Genomic DNA, 14,651 nt, shown 5'->3' on the forward strand with positions numbered 1-14,651 from the left:
CGCTCAACTCCATTATTAATTATTTGAATTTATTATATTGGTATTAAAGTATAACCCCGGTGCGCGGCCGGGGTTATATCATTTGCTTACATGCTTATAACCACGGGTGACGCGGCGGATTCACTTTGTTTAGGTAGTAGTTGCCAATGGCGTGAAACTTCCAGCGGACCGGATCATGCAGGGTATGCGTGCGTGCATTGCGCCAGTGACGGTCGAGATTGAGTTCTTCGAGCGTAGAGCGCGTACCGCTGAGCTCAAACAGTTTGTTGCCGGCTAATAGCGCGATTTCGGTGGTCAATACTTTGGCTTCTGCTACTGCAATGGAGGCTGCTGCCACCGTGGTTTCGTTGGCTTCTTTCGCTGCCAGGGTCAAGGCCTCGGCGGCGCGGTCCAGCAAGGCTTCTGCTGCGTGCAAGCGCAATTCCAGGTCGCCAATTTGCTGGATGGTGTAGGGGTCATCGCTGGCATGCTGGATATCCTTGGCATCTATCCATGGCCGCGCGGACTGTTTTACGTAGTCCAGCGTCGCGGCTATGGTGCCTGCGGCAATGCCTGCATCGACGGCTGCCTGAATAAACTGTGAGCTGGGTCCGGCGATGGTCGGTCGGGCAAAGGCTTGGTAAATCGGCACCACATGTTCTGCAGGCACTTGTACGGCTTCAATCACCACGGTTCCGCTGGCGGTGGTGCGTTGACCAAAGCTGGACCAGTCATTGATCACTGTCAGCCCAGGGGTACCTTGTTTGGCTAGCGCCAAGTACGGCAGACCTTCTTCTGTGGCGGCGACTATCGGAATCCAGTGCGCCAGTAAGGCGCCAGTCGCAAAAAACTTGGTGCCATTGACGACAAAACCTTCGCCATGCGGGGTGATGCGGGTGGCAAACTCGACCACCGTGCGGCTGCCTTTTTCTGAGAAGGCATTGCCAAAGCGGGCGCCTTTGAGCACCAGCTCAAAAAAGAACTGCTTCTGGCTCTCGCTGGCATCCAGGATCAGATGCTCGATAATGACAAAATGGTTTTGCGGTAATTGGCCCAGTGAAGGGTCCGCCGCAGAAATAATTTTTATCACTTCGCCCAAGGTGCGATAAGAGACGCCCGCGCCGCCGTAGGCTTTGGGGACGGTGATAGCCCACAGGCCGCTTTGCGAATATGCGTCCAGTTCGGCCACTGGCAAACGGCGCTCTCGGTCGCGCGCAGAGGCTTCCTTGGCAAAGGTCTCTGCTAACTGTTTTGCAACGGCAATCGCCTCTTCGTCACTGCGAATGCGGTGTGCCGCCGGGAGAGTGTGTAATGCTGGTATGGCAAATGTATTGGATTGACTCATGAGGGTTCCTTTCACGGGAGATTAAAAGCGATAGCCGACAGTAAGGCTGTAAACCGTGGGGTTGATCTCCACTTTGCCAAGATTGGCGCCATTGATTTCTGTGCGCGTATCAATGCGTGCATAGCGGATATCACCGCCCACAGACCAATGCTCGTCAATGGCAACATCTACCCCCGCTTGCACTGCGGGCCCCCAGGAGCTGCCCAGTGAAAGTTTGGCGCCGTTATCGAGTTTTTCATCAAGAAAACGCGTGTAGTTGATGCCGAGCCCAACAAATGGCCGTATGGTCGCTTCTGGCCGGAAGTGGTATTGCAGGCTGAGGATGGGCGGCAAATGTTTGGTAGAGCCAGCACGCTCGCCATTGACGTTGATCTGGTGCTTGAAGGCGAGTCCGCCCAAAAGATCGATTGCCCAGTGTGGCGTCAAGTAGTAGCCAATATTAAAGGTCGGGCCAGTTTGACTATCCACCGTCACAGCAGCGGTGTTTTGGATAATACGGCCATTGTGGGATTGAGGATCAATCAATGAAATCCCCGCACGTAATTGCCATGGCGACAGGTCTGTGTCCGCGTGCACGGTGGCAGTAATCATCGACAGAGAGAGGCCGATGGCGATCAAAGGGGAATGGGTAAAGAATGGAAATGCATGTTTCAAGATAAAACTCCTTCTGGTTTTCAAGTCGGCTGTCATGCAGGTACTGCACCACTCGTACGTCAAGAAGGTGACCTAGCTTAACGATCCTTTGCAGAAAGCGTGCCAGGGTAAGATTTTATTAAAAACAAAGACTTATAATTTTTTTGCGTATGGATGACATGCTTTTTGAAAAGCAGCTTGCTGTCAGCGTGCCCTGACAAAGGCAGGCCGCATGCGGATTGAATAAGCGTTTAAGACTGAAACAGGCGTTGCCGACGTCGGCAAATGCTGGGAAGAAGGGCGGTAGATAGAGGGCGATGAAGCGGGTTGCCTTTAAGCAGGTAAATCTGGCAGTAAATGCCCTAACTTGTTGACCTTGGTTTGCAGGTACTTCAGATTGTCAGGCGTAGGCGGCGTGAGCAATGGCACTTGCTGCGCAACGCTGATGCCTAGCGATTGCAAGGCAGTGCGTTTTTCCAGGTTGTTGGAAAGTAGCTGGATCGTGTTGATCTCAAAATAGTGCAGCATCTCAGCGGCCGCTTCGTAGGTGCGGGCATCCACTGGCAGCCCGAGGGCAATATTAGCCTCTACGGTATCCAGGCCTTGGTCTTGCAGCGCATAGGCGCGCATTTTGTTATTGAGACCAATGCCGCGGCCTTCATGGTTTTTTAAATACAGGATCAGGCCTAGGCCGGTTTGCTGGATCAGGCGTTGCGCATGGTGCAATTGTTCGCCGCAATCACAGCGTGTTGAGCCAAACACATCGCCGGTTAAACATTCGGAATGCACTCTGACCAGCGGCGACTGCGCGCCTTGCAGGTTGCCACAGGCCAGCGCAACATGTTCGAGGCCATTGCGGCTATCGGTAAAGACATGGATATCAAACTCGCCAAACTGGGTAGGTAAGCGGGCGGTGGAGCTGTGAGATAAAAATTGCATGATGCGTTGGGCGTTGGAGATGTGTGCCAAACCAATATTGTAGCTGCAACCGGCTTTTTAAAGGGCGGGTTTTGAAATAATCCGTCGTCTGCGGCCATGCAGCCAGGTCATGGCCCAATTTAAGCTTGGTTTAAGATGAATGCTGTTAAACTTTTGGGCATAGTCTCTGTTGCAGGAGTTGGATAAGCATGGTTGGGATGCCCCGTCGCGCCAGGAGAGTACTTCTCGCGCTTTTGATCATGAGCACTACATTAGCCTGCTTGCCGCAGGCAGATTCAGGGGAAAGCCCTGCCAATGCCGGCCGCCTGTCTGCCAAAGGTGAAATTCTGAGTCTGGAAAAAATCTCTCAAAAAGCCAGAGCTTACAAACCCGGTGAAATTCTCGAGGTTGAGCTGGAGAAGAAACATGGCCGCTACGTGTATGAGATCGACATACTGGATGCGGGTAGCCAGGTGTGGGAGCTGAAACTGGACGCCAAGACCGGGCAGCTGCTAAAAATGGAACAGGACGACTGATGCGGTTGCTATTAGTAGAAGATGATGCTTTGTTGGGCGCACAGCTGCAGCTGTCACTTGCACAGGCGGGCTACGCTTGCGATTGGTTGCAAGCGGGTGTTGAAGCCGCGATACAGGGCAGCCTGGAACCTTATGATCTGGCGATTCTGGATTTGGGCTTGCCGGACCGTCCGGGCATGGACATTCTGGCCGAGTGGCGGCGCAAGGGGCTGGCGTTGCCGGTGATTGTCCTGACCGCGCGTAGCAGCTGGCAGGAGAAAGTCGAAGCCTTTCATGTGGGCGCCGATGACTATGTGACCAAGCCCTTTCACTTGCAGGAGCTACTGGCCAGATTGGCGGCCGTGCATAAACGCACGGTGGGGGTGGTCAGTGGTGAGTTGGTGGTGGACGATCTGCGTTTGGATGAGCAAACGCAAACGGTGTGGCAAGCGCAGCGCGCGCACGTGTTGACGGGCACCGAGTTCAGGCTGTTACGGTATTTAATGCTGCATCCTGGGCGTATTTTTTCTAAAACCGAGCTCACCGAACACGTGTACGCCTATGATGCAGACAAGGACAGTAATGTGATCGAAGTCTATGTGAACCGCTTGCGGCACAAGATCGGCGCTGACCGTATCCAGACCCGGCGTGGACAGGGCTATGTGTTGATCGTGCAGGCAGCATGAAGTCTTTACGCACGCAATTGTCGCTAGGGTTGACGCTCAGTCTGGTGGGGCTGCTGACGCTGCAATGGGCGGTGGTGACGTTTACCATAGACCACCTGATCCAGTCGCAGATGACGGCGCGCATGCAGCAGGAAGCAGAAGGGGTGCTCGCGGGTGTTACAGTCAATGCGCACGGGCAATTGGTCTTGGCACCGCATGTGATGACGGCGGCATACCAGCGTCCTTTTTCCGGGCGTTATTTTATTGTGATGCTGGACCAGTCTAAAACCCAATCCCGCTCGTGGTGGGATGTGAACTTGCCGGTGAGCGCGCTCAAGGTGGGTGAAGAGCGGGTCATGCACCTCACCGGCCCTGAGTCTCAGCCCTTGTTGTTATTGGGGCACGGTTACCGCAAGCAGCAACGCATGATCACGATTTATATCGCCGAAAGCCTGGTGGAATTGCAGCAAAGTTTGCGCATGTTTCATTGGTTGTATGGCGTGTTTTCCTTGCTGGGGTTGCTGGCACTGCTCGCCTTGCAGCGCTGGATTGTCGTGAATACGCTCCATCCCTTACAGCAGATCAAGGAAAGCCTGGCAAAAGTGGCCAGTGGCGAGCTGCAGCAGATGAATGCCAGCGGTCCGGCCGAAGTCATGCCGCTCATCAATGAGTTTAACCGTATCCTCAAAAGTGCCAGCCAGAAAACCCGGCGCTCGCGGCTGGCTATCGGCAATCTGGCCCATGGGCTTAAAACCCGTCTCGCCCAGCTGCAATTGTTGTCAGGGGACGCCTCACTAGAGAGTGATGCTCAGTTGCGGCACATGGTACAAAGCTGTGCCGATGAAATTTATCAGGATGTGGAGCGCGAGTTAAAACGGGCGCGCTTGATGGGCGATGCCTATACCAGCCAAACGACGGACCTGGAACTGGTGCTACCCACGCTGGTGGCGACCCTGCAAAAAATCTATAGCGAAAAGACCGTCGGATTTGCCTGGCAGCACGACGGTCAGCCGCGCGTGATGATAGATCGCGAAGACATGCTGGAACTACTCGGGAATGTGCTGGATAACGCATTTAAATGGTGCCGCAGCCAGGTTCAGTTAAATATCTCGGTGCAGGCGGAGATACACATCATTGTTGAAGACGATGGGCCCGGTAGCCAGGCTTCAGAACTGGCGGCCTTGCTGCAACGTGGCATGCGTATGGACGAATCCAAGCCGGGCAGCGGATTGGGTCTGGCCATCGTGCAGGATATTGTGCAGCATTATCAGGGCAGCATCGTACTCGACCATTCGCCACGGCTGGGCGGACTGCGGGTGACATTCACGCTCAGGCCCGGCGTGCAGGCCTGAGCGCTTGAGTCGACCCGTTAAAACCAGTCGCGGTTGAGGCTATTCACTTTGCCAGTCTTGGCATCCAGCGTGACTTCCCACTCTTTGCCCTTGGCATCGACGATTTCCACTTCGTAGTCCCAGCCGTCTCTAAATTTGCGGCGTTCCAGCTCGACTTCTTTCACCACGCCAGGTTTGGCTGCCAGGGCTTTGGTCTGTGCCTCCTGCTGCGAAATCAGGCCGAACGCTTTTACCATTTGTTCCATTTTCTGCATATCGTCTTCATCGTCGTCGTCAGCCCAAGCAGGCTGCAACAAGCTGCTGGCAATTAGCAGGCTACTCAATACATAAGGCAGTATTTTGTTCATTTGGGGCTCCTTGTTTCACAATGAACCGTCAAGATACCTGTGCAGCCTTAACTCAAGCTGAAAAGCCCTTTATCCGAGCAGTATTTTTAAATTCATATTTTTTTAATATTTGCAAGGCTGTTGTAAGGGAATGTGTGCAGAATGACACTTACAGAATCCGTTAAGCCTCATTTGTTAAGCAAGACGGCCCTCGTAACCACTTAAATACAGGAGTTTCAAATGAATATTTCTAAATCATTGGTTGTTGTGGGTATGGCATTATTCACTGTTGCAGGAACTGCATTGGCGGATGAGAGCATCCCTGTTCAGCAACAAAACTTTAGTAAACGCCCATTAGCAGTAAATGCGACTGCTGAAAAATCAGAACAGGCTTGGGAAGGTACCAGCTTGAAGGTAACTGATCCGGCACAAAGCGTTGCACAACATCAGCGTCAATTGTTAAATCTGCGCTTTGCCAGCAAACGCGCTTATCAATAAGGTGGCTTACTGATACCCCGGCAATTGCAAATCAGGTTGATGTTGCTTGAGCTGGGTGAATAACCAGCGCGTCTCCAGCAGAATCCAGACGCGTAACATGGCCTCCATGGGGTCAAAAGGTTTGGTTAAAAAATCTTTTGCCCCCAGGGCCAGCGCCCGTCTACGGGTGGCGATGGTCGCATCCGCAGTCAGTACCAGCACCGGCAAGTATTCATTGTGGCCGACATGGTGCGAGAGCTGGTCGAGCACGGCAAACCCGTCCAATACCGGCATCATCAAATCCAGCAAGATCAAATCAGGTTGAAAGGCGTTGACCAGATCCATGGTCTTGGTCGGGTCTGTGGTGCTGATCACCTGCTCAAACCCTTCTTTGGTCAACAGCTCTTCGAGTAAGCGCAAGTTGGCTTCAGCATCATCAATAATCAGAATTTTGGACGCACGCAGTTGTTCTATGTTCATGAGGCAGACTCTGGTAATAATTTAAGCAATAGCTGGTTGAAACTGGCTACATTTAATGGCTTGGTAAAATAATGTGTAATGCCCAGCTGACTCAGGCGCTCCCTGGTTTCCGGCAAGGCATCCGCACTTAACACGACGATGGGCATGGACTGCAAGGACTGCCGCTCGGCCTGTATGTGCTGAATCAGTCTCTCCCCCGAACCGTCTGGCAAATTGAGATCCAGCAATAGCAAATCTGGCTGCATATCCCTTAACCAAACCATGCTTTCCTGCAGGTTGGCAGCCAGATGCAGCTTGAGGTGCCGATGCTTGCTTACAATCGCTTCAATCAGGGCCTGGTTACTCGGGTTGTCTTCCACGTACAAAATAGGCCGTTTGCCGGTGGAAGGGGTGGTGACGGGCTGCACCGGCGCGCCTGGCTCCACCGGCGCAGACACATGCACGGGCTGGTGGTGTGCATTAGGCTGTGCCGGCAGGCTGATCCAGAATAGGCTTTTATCTTCAGCGACCCCGATTTGCCCGCCCATGGCGTCCATCAGTTGTTTACTGAGCACCAGCCCCAAGCCGGTGCCTTCCGTCACGGTACGTTCGGCGCCGAGGCGGTCAAATGGCGTAAACAGCCGGGAGCGCATCGCGAGCGGAATGCCTTTGCCCGCATCCTCGACCTCTACGCGTACCTGACCATGCTGGGGATAGGCCCTGAGCTTGACCACACTGTTCTCGGGGCCATATTTCAAGGCATTCGACAGCAGGTTAAGTACCACTTGCAGCAGCCGCTGACGGTCTGCCTGTACGGCCAGGTCTGCTGCAAACTCGGTTTGGATCGAAATATCACGCACCTTTTCCAAGGGCTTGAGGTAGTGGTAAGCCTCTTCTAGCAGTCCATTCACCGAGACGTGTTCCAGCGCCATGTCAATATCGCCACTTTCAATCCGCGAGATGTCCAGCACCTCGTTAATCAGCTTTAACAGATGCTGGCCCGCATTATGAATCAAGGTTGCGCTGTCTTTTTGCCGCCCCTCGGGCAAGTCATTTTCCAGGATCTGGGCAAAGCCTAAAATGGCATTGAGTGGTGTACGCAACTCATGACTGGTGCGCGACAAAAAATTACTTTTTGCGGCACTGGCTTCTTCGGCTTCTACCCGTGCCAAATGTGCCTCCTGTGCACTTTTAGTCAGCAATTGTGAGGCATGCTCCAGCTCACTGGTCAGCTCACCGAGCTCGTCGCGGCTAATGCTGGGCAAGGCCAGCGGTTCGCCTTTGACCAGATGGGTGGCACTGTCACGGATGGTCCGCACCCTGGCGACGATGGTCTGGCTGAAAAGCCAGACACCAATCAGGGAGCCTGCTACCCCGGCGATGACTGCCATCAGCGTAATGCGCAAATTGCGTTTGCGCTCAAAAATCACTTCTTTCTTGTCTTGCTCGACGATGGCTGATTCGCGCGCGCTCATCTGATTCAAATGATTGCGCAATTGATTCAAGGCTTTGCCTTGTGAGGAAAACTTTGTAATCAGCGCCTGGTCGGCTTCCTGTGCTCGGTGACTGGCCATCACGGCCAGGTCTTCCAGGTTTTGGGCGACCAGCGGGTGAATGACATCGAGCAGGTGTTGTTGCGAGGCATCGTCCAGATTGGTTTCGAGTGAGTGCAGCAAATGCGGCATACTTTGCTTGGCACTTTCGTAGCCAGTCAGAAATTGCCGGTTACCCGTCAGTAAAAAGTCTCTTACGCCCGTGGAGGCTTCCAGCAACAAGGTTTGCAGGGTCTGGATATCCTGCTGGATTTGCAAGGCATTCTGCACGCGTCTTTCGAGCAGAGCTGCTTGCTGTTCACTCTCGAAAATCAGCGCCAGTGACGCCAGTAACACTGTGAGCGGCAAGGCATTGAGCACGATCCCCTTGGTGGTGAGCGATAAATCCTGCCACAGCCGGTTCATGCGGTTGCTGAATTGGTGTAGGCCTGTCACGATCCACTGCATGTTTATAGTCCGTCGCTGCTAAAACCGGCTTCAACCGCCTTGACTGCCGCTTGTGTGCGGTCCCGCAAGTCCAGTTTGCTTAAAATACGTTCTACATGAATCTTGATCGTGCCCGGTGAAATGCCCAGCTTTTGCGCCAGGATGGCATTGCTGGCGCCGGAGGGTAACAAGGCAAAGACCTCGCGTTCGCGCGGGGTCAGTTTTTGCAGGACGCTGTCATCAATGCTAGTGGCAGTGCGGGTGGATTGTTGCAGGGCAAATCCAATCAATCCGCACAGGCTATGCAATAGCTGCAGATTGGCGGGGCTAAGTGGATTGCTGGTCATGAGTGCCAGCAGGCCAACCGCCCGCTGCTGGACGGCAATCGGCAGATGATAGCAATGCAAGGTGGGTGCTGTGCCTGCGGGCGGTTGTAGCGTCCATAAGCTGGCGACATATTGAGTATGCACTTCAAACGTGATTGGTTCCTTGAGCCATAGCGCCAGCGCACCCAGCATGGGCATACGCGCGCCCACCGGATAGGTATTGCCTCTTTGTGCCAGAATTTTGAGCGCCCCGGCATGCTGCTGGCTGATCAGGGCATGCGGCGCACCAAATTGTCCGCTTAACTCATCCAGTACCCATTGCAGCAGGCTCTCTGACCAGCCATGACTAAATAATTGCTGCCCGAGCTTTTCAAACAGGCGCTCATGCGCGATTTGCACCTGATTTTGTTTGAGGGCGTTGCGCAGGGCAAATGCACTTTCCGTGGCAGGCGCATTTGCAGCATGGGGTATGGGTGAGTGAGCACTGTCGTTAGGCATATGCCATTTAGTATATACCGAACTCCGTATATTGGTTGATTTTTTATTGTCAGGACCCGTGCACAATGCTTGATCTGGTTATCAGGCAACGCATTGTGGTGCAGGAGATACCCGGCGTCATTGAGATGAATCAGTGACACGAAAAGGATAAACAATGAAAAAATTATGGTTGGCAGTCATCGCTGCATTTGGTTTAATGGGTTCAGTCCATGCGGATGATGTTGATCAGGCGCAAGCGGTGAAGCAACAGCATCATCACAACTTTTTGAGCAAACGGCCTTATGCAAAAGTGCCGGTTGCCAAACAGGATGCCGATGGCAAATGGATTGGCGCAGGCATCGTGACTGACAAGCCCGAGAAGGGCTTTGACAAGCACCAGCAAATGCAACTGCATTTTATCGGCAGGCGTCCTTACACTGCGCCCATGGCTGACTAAGGCGGCACTGAACAAGATCGGGTGGGAACAGGTCAGCGATGGCCGTATTCCCTCCGTTGCACACTGGTGATCGCACATCCCGCATACAGGCGGGGCTAGTATTTGAAAAAATGATGATAAAAACGAATAAATTAAAAGAGGACTGATACACCATGTCAACCGATACTCAACGGTCAGGGCCGTTGTCATTGTTAGCGCATTTGAACCGCGACCTACCGGCTTCGATTGTCGTCTTTTTTGTCGCCTTGCCCCTGTGCCTGGGTATTGCACTGGCTTCTGGCGCTCCTTTGTTTTCCGGCGTGATTGCCGGCATTATCGGTGGCATTGTGGTTGGCCTCGCCAGTGGTTCGCAACTGGGGGTGAGTGGACCCGCGGCCGGCCTGGCGGTGATTGTGCTGGCCGCCATTAGCAACCTGGGTTCTTATGAGGCATTTCTCGCTGCGGTCGTACTGGCCGGGGTGTTCCAGTTTTTGCTGGGCCAGTTTAAAGCCGGCTTCATTGCTTATTTTGTGCCATCTTCGGTGATTAAAGGCATGCTGACCGGCATCGGCCTGTTGATTATCCTCAAGCAGATTCCGCATGCCTTTGGCTATGATGCGGATTTTGAAGGTGACGAAGCCTTTGAGGAGGCAGGGGGTCACAACACATTTAGTGATATTTTGCAGGCCTGGGATTTATTGACGCCAGGCGCCATCCTGATTGCCGCTGTTTCCTTTGCCATCCTGATTTTTTGGGATGTCTATTTGAGTAAAAAGCATCGTGTGTTTCAAGTGCTGCAAGGGCCGATTGTGGTGGTGTTCACCGGTATCGCGCTCAACTGGGCGTTTATGCATGAATGGCTGGACTTCAAACTGGCGGCTGACCAGATTGTGAGCTTGCCCGTTGCCAGCAGTCTCGGCGACTTCGCCAGTTTTTTCACCCACCCGGATTTTAGTCAGATGACTCAGCCTTTGGTGATCAAAACCGCATTGGTGATGGCGATTGTGGCCAGCCTGGAAACCCTGCTGTGTGTGGAGGCGACGGATAAACTAGACCCGCATAAGCGTGTGACACCGACCAACCGTGAGCTCAAGGCGCAGGGGTTAGGCAATGTTTTGTCTGGCCTGATTGGCGGTTTACCCATCACACAGGTGATCGTACGTAGCAGTGCAAACATTACCTTTGGTGCACACACAAAAATGTCAGCGATACTGCATGGTTTTTGGTTACTGTTGAGTGCCATCACCATCGCCAGCCTGTTGAATATGATTCCGCTGGCCAGCCTGGCAACCATTCTGATTATGGTCGGCTATAAGCTGGCCAAACCCAGCCTGTTCAAGCAGATGTATGCCTTGGGTTGGGAACAGTTTGTGCCTTTTGTGGTAACGATTGCCGCGATTGTGTTGACTGACTTGCTGACCGGCATCGGCTTGGGCCTAGTGGTGGCTATTTTCTTCACCTTGCACCATAGCTATCGTAATTCGCATTACATCAAGCAAACGCGCTCGAACGAAGAGGGCCGCGAAGTGTATCATCTCGTTTTGGCCGAAGAAGTATCGTTTTTTAATAAAGCGAGCATCCTCGAAGTCCTGGCATCCATCCCGCGCAATAGCAAGGTGGTGATTGATTGCACCAATAGCAAATCAATCGCCTATGATGTGGTGGAGTTTATCCAAGACTACCAACAACAGGCCAAACTGAAAAATATTGCGGTTGAAACCATCCAGTTTAACCCGCCCAAATTTATGCTTGGCCATTAAGATTTTGGCTGATCAATAATAAAAAACTGATTATTAAGGATAGATTGATATGTACAAACATCCCTTGCTCGACCGTGACAAAATGACCCCGCGTGAAGCGCTAGAGATTCTGGTCGAAGGCAACCACCGTTTTACCAGTGATCTCGAGCAGGACAAGGACTTCAAAAGCCTGATTCAAATCACCAAAGATAAGCAACACCCGTTTGCTTCATTTCTCAGTTGCAGTGACTCCCGAGCACCGGTGGAGTTGTTGTTTGATCAGGCCCTTGGCGATGTGTTCAGTGTGCGTCTGGCAGGCAATATTGCCTCGGATAAAGCGATTGGCAGTCTTGAATTCGCCAGTAAATACCTCGGCAGCAAACTGATTGTGGTCATGGGGCATAGCTCTTGCGGCGCAGTCAAAGCAGCTTGCGACGATTTCAAAGACGGGCATATTGGTGAGATTATCAATCTGATCAAACCCTCTATCCGTCACGAAAAAACAGTCTCAGACCCGGCGCAGCGTAATTCCAAGAATGGCGACTTCGTGGAAAAGATTTGTGCACTCAATGTGAAATATCAAATCGATACCATCATCCGCTGCAGTGATATTGTCGATGATATGCTGCAAAGCAAGCAAATCGGTATTGTTGGCGCGGTTTATGATATCTCGAATGGTAAAGTGGACTTCCTTGAAGAGACATTTATTGGCTAGTCGTTGGTCTGGTACAAATAAAAAGCCGATGCATGCATCGGCTTTTTTTGTGGGAACTCAGGAGTCAGGCGCCTAGTGGTTACCCTCTTTGGCCAGATTGATGCTGTATTTCGGAATCTCAACCGTGACATCCTGATCCTGCAACACGGCCTGGCAGGACAAGCGTGAATGCGGTTGCAGGCCCCAGGCACGGTCTAGCATGTCTTCTTCATCTTCTTCGATCTCGTTCAGGCTGTTAAAGCCTGCACGCACAACGACATGGCAGGTAGTACAGGCACACACGCCGCCACAGGCATTATCAATGTCTATGTCGTGCTTCAACAAGGCGTCGCAAATCGAAGTCCCTGAGGCTGCTTCAATCACGGTGCCTTCCGGGCACAGTTCAGCGTGGGGGAGGATGGTAATTTTAGGCATATCAGAGTTCCAGTGAATCCAGGTTTTTACCGGCCAGCGCTTTTTTGACAGACGCATCCATGCGTCTGGCGGCAAAGGTTTCGGTGGCATGGTTGAGGGTTTCGGTCGCTTGCTTGATGGCTTGGCTATCGTGTTCATTACACAGGGCACGTAACGCCTGGATAGACGCTTCTATCTGCGCACGCTCCGCCGCATCCAGCAAAGTGTCGCCACTCTCTGCGAGGGCGGCTTCAATCGCTTCAATCAGGCGCTGGGCATCGACTATCGCTTCACGCAGCATGCGCGCCTGTTTGTCTGCTTCGGCGGCGCCAAACGAGTCTTTGAGCATGTTGGTGATTTGTTCTTCGTTGAGGCCATAAGACGGCTTGACGGTGACATTGGACTCGACGCCACTGGTCTGTTCGCGCGCGGAGACCGAGAGCAGGCCATCGGCATCAATCTGAAAGGTGACGCGGATACGGGCAGCCCCGGCCGCCATAGGCGGAATGCCACGCAGTTCAAAGCGTGCCAGTGAACGGCAGTCGCTGACCAGCTCGCGCTCGCCTTGTACCACATGGATCGCCATCGCCGTTTGGCCGTCTTTGTAGGTGGTGAAATCCTGGGCACGTGCAATCGGCAAGGTCGAGTTGCGCGGAATGACTTTTTCAACCAGCCCGCCCATGGTTTCCAGTCCTAAGGAGAGCGGCGTCACATCCAGCAGCAATAAATCATCGCCACTGCGGTTGCCAGCCAGAATGTTGGCCTGAATGGCAGCCCCCAGGGCGACCACTTTGTCCGGGTCCAGATTGGTTAACGGTTCTTGCTGAAAAAAGGCTTGTACGGCATGACGGATATGCGGCATGCGCGTCGCGCCGCCAACCAGTACCACGCCCTTGATTTCATCGATGGCCAGGCCGGCATCGCGCATGGCTTTGCGCGTAGGGCTCAGGGTTTTATTGACCAGATGTTCGGTCAGGGCAACAAACTGGCTCACGCTCAGTGTTTCATCCACCAATGCACCATTACTGAGTTTGCAGACAATATTGGCTTCATGGTTATCGGTCAGCCACTCTTTGGCCTGGCGCGCTTTGGTCAGCAACAGGCGCGTGTCTTCTTCGGTTAACGGTTTGAAGTCTGCCGTTTTGCTACGCACCTGATCAAGCACCCAGCAGTAAATCCGGTGGTCAAAATCATCGCCGCCCAGGGCAGAGTCGCCATTGGTTGACAGGACTTCAAACACCCCTTTGCTCAAGCGCAGGATGGAAATATCAAATGTACCGCCGCCCAGGTCATAAATGACATAGACGCCTTCTGCCGCGTTATCCAGGCCGTAGGCAACGGCGGCGGCCGTCGGTTCATTGAGCAGGCGCAAGACATGCAAGCCTGCCAGTCGGGCCGCGTCTTTGGTCGCCTGGCGTTGCGCATCATCAAAATAGGCGGGCACGGTAATGACTGCACCGGTGAGTTCACCGCCCAGCGCCTTTTCAGCGCGCACTTTCAGTGTCTTTAAAATCTCGGCAGAAATCTCAATTGGGCTTTTGAGCCCGGCACGGGTTTTCAGCTCCAGTATGCCGTGTGAGCTGTCGTTCTCGACAAAATGGTAGGGGATATGCGCGCGGTCGGTGATGTCGTGCAAGGCCCGGCCCATAAACCGTTTGACCGAAACAATGGTATTCACCGGGTCCTGGCTTTGTGCCGCTTGCGCCTCATGGCCGACGACGACAGCCTCTTCGAGGTAACGTACCACAGAAGGTAACAAGGCATGCCCGTGTTCATCGTGCAACACGGTGCTCATGCCGCTACGCACGGTTGCCACCAGCGAGTTGGTGGTGCCCAGGTCTATGCCCACCGCCAGTTTGTGCTGGTGTGGGGCTGGGGAAAAACCTGGTTCTGAAATCTGTAATAGGGCCATGAAAT

At 53.2% G+C, this 14,651-nt stretch carries 16 protein-coding genes; 7 read left to right on the forward strand and 9 right to left on the reverse strand.

Annotated elements, in window-relative coordinates; all coding sequences use genetic code 11:
* Positions 1–94: 94 nt before the first annotated feature.
* From AACH41_RS05420 to ribA, 3 genes are all read right to left on the reverse strand, one after another.
* Positions 95–1,324, reverse strand: a complete 1,230-nt coding sequence (locus tag AACH41_RS05420) for an SfnB family sulfur acquisition oxidoreductase (RefSeq protein ID WP_338657316.1) — start codon at positions 1,322–1,324, stop codon at positions 95–97.
* A gap of 21 nt (positions 1,325–1,345) precedes the next feature.
* Complete coding sequence (locus AACH41_RS05425; RefSeq protein ID WP_338657318.1) at positions 1,346–1,978, reverse strand: OmpW family outer membrane protein; 633 nt, start codon at positions 1,976–1,978, stop codon at positions 1,346–1,348.
* 312 nt (positions 1,979–2,290) lie between these two features.
* Positions 2,291–2,896, reverse strand: a complete 606-nt coding sequence (gene ribA / locus AACH41_RS05430; RefSeq protein WP_338657320.1) for a GTP cyclohydrolase II — start codon at positions 2,894–2,896, stop codon at positions 2,291–2,293.
* A 239-nt stretch (positions 2,897–3,135) separates the two neighbouring features.
* Here ribA and AACH41_RS05435 point away from each other — a divergent pair, with 239 nt between their 5' ends.
* The 3 genes from AACH41_RS05435 to AACH41_RS05445 are packed head-to-tail and all read left to right on the forward strand — an operon-like array spanning position 3,136 to position 5,407.
* Positions 3,136–3,411: a PepSY domain-containing protein gene (locus AACH41_RS05435; protein WP_338657323.1), complete on the forward strand. Its 276-nt coding sequence runs from the start codon at positions 3,136–3,138 to the stop codon at positions 3,409–3,411.
* The gene (locus AACH41_RS05440) at positions 3,411–4,076 is read left to right on the forward strand and encodes a response regulator transcription factor (protein ID WP_313984136.1); all 666 of its coding nucleotides are present in this window, start codon (positions 3,411–3,413) and stop codon (positions 4,074–4,076) included. Before AACH41_RS05435 ends, AACH41_RS05440 begins: the two co-directional genes overlap by 1 nt.
* Positions 4,073–5,407 (forward strand): ATP-binding protein, encoded by a 1,335-nt coding sequence (locus AACH41_RS05445; protein WP_338657325.1) that lies wholly within the window; start codon positions 4,073–4,075, stop codon positions 5,405–5,407. Before AACH41_RS05440 ends, AACH41_RS05445 begins: the two co-directional genes overlap by 4 nt.
* A 17-nt stretch (positions 5,408–5,424) precedes the next feature.
* On the opposite strand, the gene AACH41_RS05450 is transcribed toward AACH41_RS05445, so the two are convergent.
* Entirely contained in the window at positions 5,425–5,754 is a 330-nt protein-coding gene (locus AACH41_RS05450; protein ID WP_338657327.1) for a PepSY domain-containing protein, read from the reverse strand.
* A 219-nt stretch (positions 5,755–5,973) separates the two neighbouring features.
* On the opposite strand from AACH41_RS05450, the gene AACH41_RS05455 reads away from it, so the two are divergent.
* Entirely contained in the window at positions 5,974–6,231 is a 258-nt protein-coding gene (locus AACH41_RS05455; protein WP_338657329.1) for a hypothetical protein, read from the forward strand.
* Between the two features lie 6 nt (positions 6,232–6,237).
* On the opposite strand, the gene AACH41_RS05460 is transcribed toward AACH41_RS05455, so the two are convergent.
* The 3 genes from AACH41_RS05460 to AACH41_RS05470 are packed head-to-tail and all read right to left on the reverse strand — an operon-like array spanning position 6,238 to position 9,472.
* Positions 6,238–6,690: a response regulator gene (locus AACH41_RS05460; protein ID WP_194747026.1), complete on the reverse strand. Its 453-nt coding sequence runs from the start codon at positions 6,688–6,690 to the stop codon at positions 6,238–6,240.
* Positions 6,687–8,669, reverse strand: a complete 1,983-nt coding sequence (locus AACH41_RS05465) for an ATP-binding protein (RefSeq protein ID WP_338657332.1) — start codon at positions 8,667–8,669, stop codon at positions 6,687–6,689. The genes AACH41_RS05460 and AACH41_RS05465 overlap by 4 nt, the downstream gene beginning before the upstream one ends.
* 2 nt (positions 8,670–8,671) lie before the next feature.
* A complete protein-coding gene (locus AACH41_RS05470; protein ID WP_338657334.1) occupies positions 8,672–9,472 on the reverse strand; it encodes a LuxR C-terminal-related transcriptional regulator in 801 nt (266 codons plus the stop codon).
* A 154-nt stretch (positions 9,473–9,626) separates the two neighbouring features.
* Here AACH41_RS05470 and AACH41_RS05475 point away from each other — a divergent pair, with 154 nt between their 5' ends.
* The 3 genes from AACH41_RS05475 (at position 9,627) to AACH41_RS05485 (ending at position 12,341) form a co-directional block, all read left to right on the forward strand.
* Entirely contained in the window at positions 9,627–9,908 is a 282-nt protein-coding gene (locus AACH41_RS05475; protein ID WP_313984150.1) for a hypothetical protein, read from the forward strand.
* A 152-nt stretch (positions 9,909–10,060) separates the two neighbouring features.
* On the forward strand, positions 10,061–11,647 hold the full coding sequence (locus AACH41_RS05480; RefSeq protein WP_338657337.1) for a SulP family inorganic anion transporter: 1,587 nt from the start codon (positions 10,061–10,063) through the stop codon (positions 11,645–11,647).
* A 49-nt stretch (positions 11,648–11,696) separates the two neighbouring features.
* The gene (locus AACH41_RS05485) at positions 11,697–12,341 is read left to right on the forward strand and encodes a carbonic anhydrase (protein WP_194747021.1); all 645 of its coding nucleotides are present in this window, start codon (positions 11,697–11,699) and stop codon (positions 12,339–12,341) included.
* A gap of 72 nt (positions 12,342–12,413) precedes the next feature.
* Here the strand turns inward: AACH41_RS05485 and fdx are convergent, their stop codons facing one another.
* Positions 12,414–12,755, reverse strand: coding sequence for an ISC system 2Fe-2S type ferredoxin (gene fdx / locus AACH41_RS05490; protein ID WP_338657340.1), 342 nt, complete (start codon positions 12,753–12,755; stop codon positions 12,414–12,416).
* Position 12,756: 1 nt separating this feature from the next.
* Positions 12,757–14,646 carry a Fe-S protein assembly chaperone HscA gene (gene hscA, locus AACH41_RS05495; RefSeq protein WP_338657342.1) on the reverse strand — a complete coding sequence of 630 codons (1,890 nt, stop codon included), beginning with the start codon at positions 14,644–14,646 and terminating at the stop codon, positions 12,757–12,759.
* Positions 14,647–14,651: the final 5 nt, after the last annotated feature.

Origin of the sequence: Methylophilus sp. DW102 (assembly GCF_037076555.1) — a bacterium.
GTDB classification, from domain to species: Bacteria; Pseudomonadota; Gammaproteobacteria; order Burkholderiales; family Methylophilaceae; genus Methylophilus; species Methylophilus glucosoxydans.

Bases quoted from the DNA above. Each gene is read 5' to 3' on its own strand.
- AACH41_RS05420 (WP_338657316.1), bottom strand. From the start codon at position 1,324: ATGAGTCAATCCAATACATTTGCCATACCAGCATTACACACTCTCCCG.
- ribA (WP_338657320.1), bottom strand. From the start codon at position 2,896: ATGCAATTTTTATCTCACAGCTCCACCGCCCGCTTACCTACCCAGTTT.
- AACH41_RS05435 (WP_338657323.1), top strand. From the start codon at position 3,136: ATGAGCACTACATTAGCCTGCTTGCCGCAGGCAGATTCAGGGGAAAGC.
- AACH41_RS05440 (WP_313984136.1), top strand. From the start codon at position 3,411: ATGCGGTTGCTATTAGTAGAAGATGATGCTTTGTTGGGCGCACAGCTG.
- AACH41_RS05445 (WP_338657325.1), top strand. From the start codon at position 4,073: ATGAAGTCTTTACGCACGCAATTGTCGCTAGGGTTGACGCTCAGTCTG.
- AACH41_RS05450 (WP_338657327.1), bottom strand. From the start codon at position 5,754: ATGAACAAAATACTGCCTTATGTATTGAGTAGCCTGCTAATTGCCAGC.
- AACH41_RS05455 (WP_338657329.1), top strand. From the start codon at position 5,974: ATGAATATTTCTAAATCATTGGTTGTTGTGGGTATGGCATTATTCACT.
- AACH41_RS05460 (WP_194747026.1), bottom strand. From the start codon at position 6,690: ATGAACATAGAACAACTGCGTGCGTCCAAAATTCTGATTATTGATGAT.
- AACH41_RS05465 (WP_338657332.1), bottom strand. From the start codon at position 8,669: ATGCAGTGGATCGTGACAGGCCTACACCAATTCAGCAACCGCATGAAC.
- AACH41_RS05470 (WP_338657334.1), bottom strand. From the start codon at position 9,472: ATGCCTAACGACAGTGCTCACTCACCCATACCCCATGCTGCAAATGCG.
- AACH41_RS05475 (WP_313984150.1), top strand. From the start codon at position 9,627: ATGAAAAAATTATGGTTGGCAGTCATCGCTGCATTTGGTTTAATGGGT.
- AACH41_RS05480 (WP_338657337.1), top strand. From the start codon at position 10,061: ATGTCAACCGATACTCAACGGTCAGGGCCGTTGTCATTGTTAGCGCAT.
- AACH41_RS05485 (WP_194747021.1), top strand. From the start codon at position 11,697: ATGTACAAACATCCCTTGCTCGACCGTGACAAAATGACCCCGCGTGAA.
- fdx (WP_338657340.1), bottom strand. From the start codon at position 12,755: ATGCCTAAAATTACCATCCTCCCCCACGCTGAACTGTGCCCGGAAGGC.
- hscA (WP_338657342.1), bottom strand. From the start codon at position 14,646: ATGGCCCTATTACAGATTTCAGAACCAGGTTTTTCCCCAGCCCCACAC.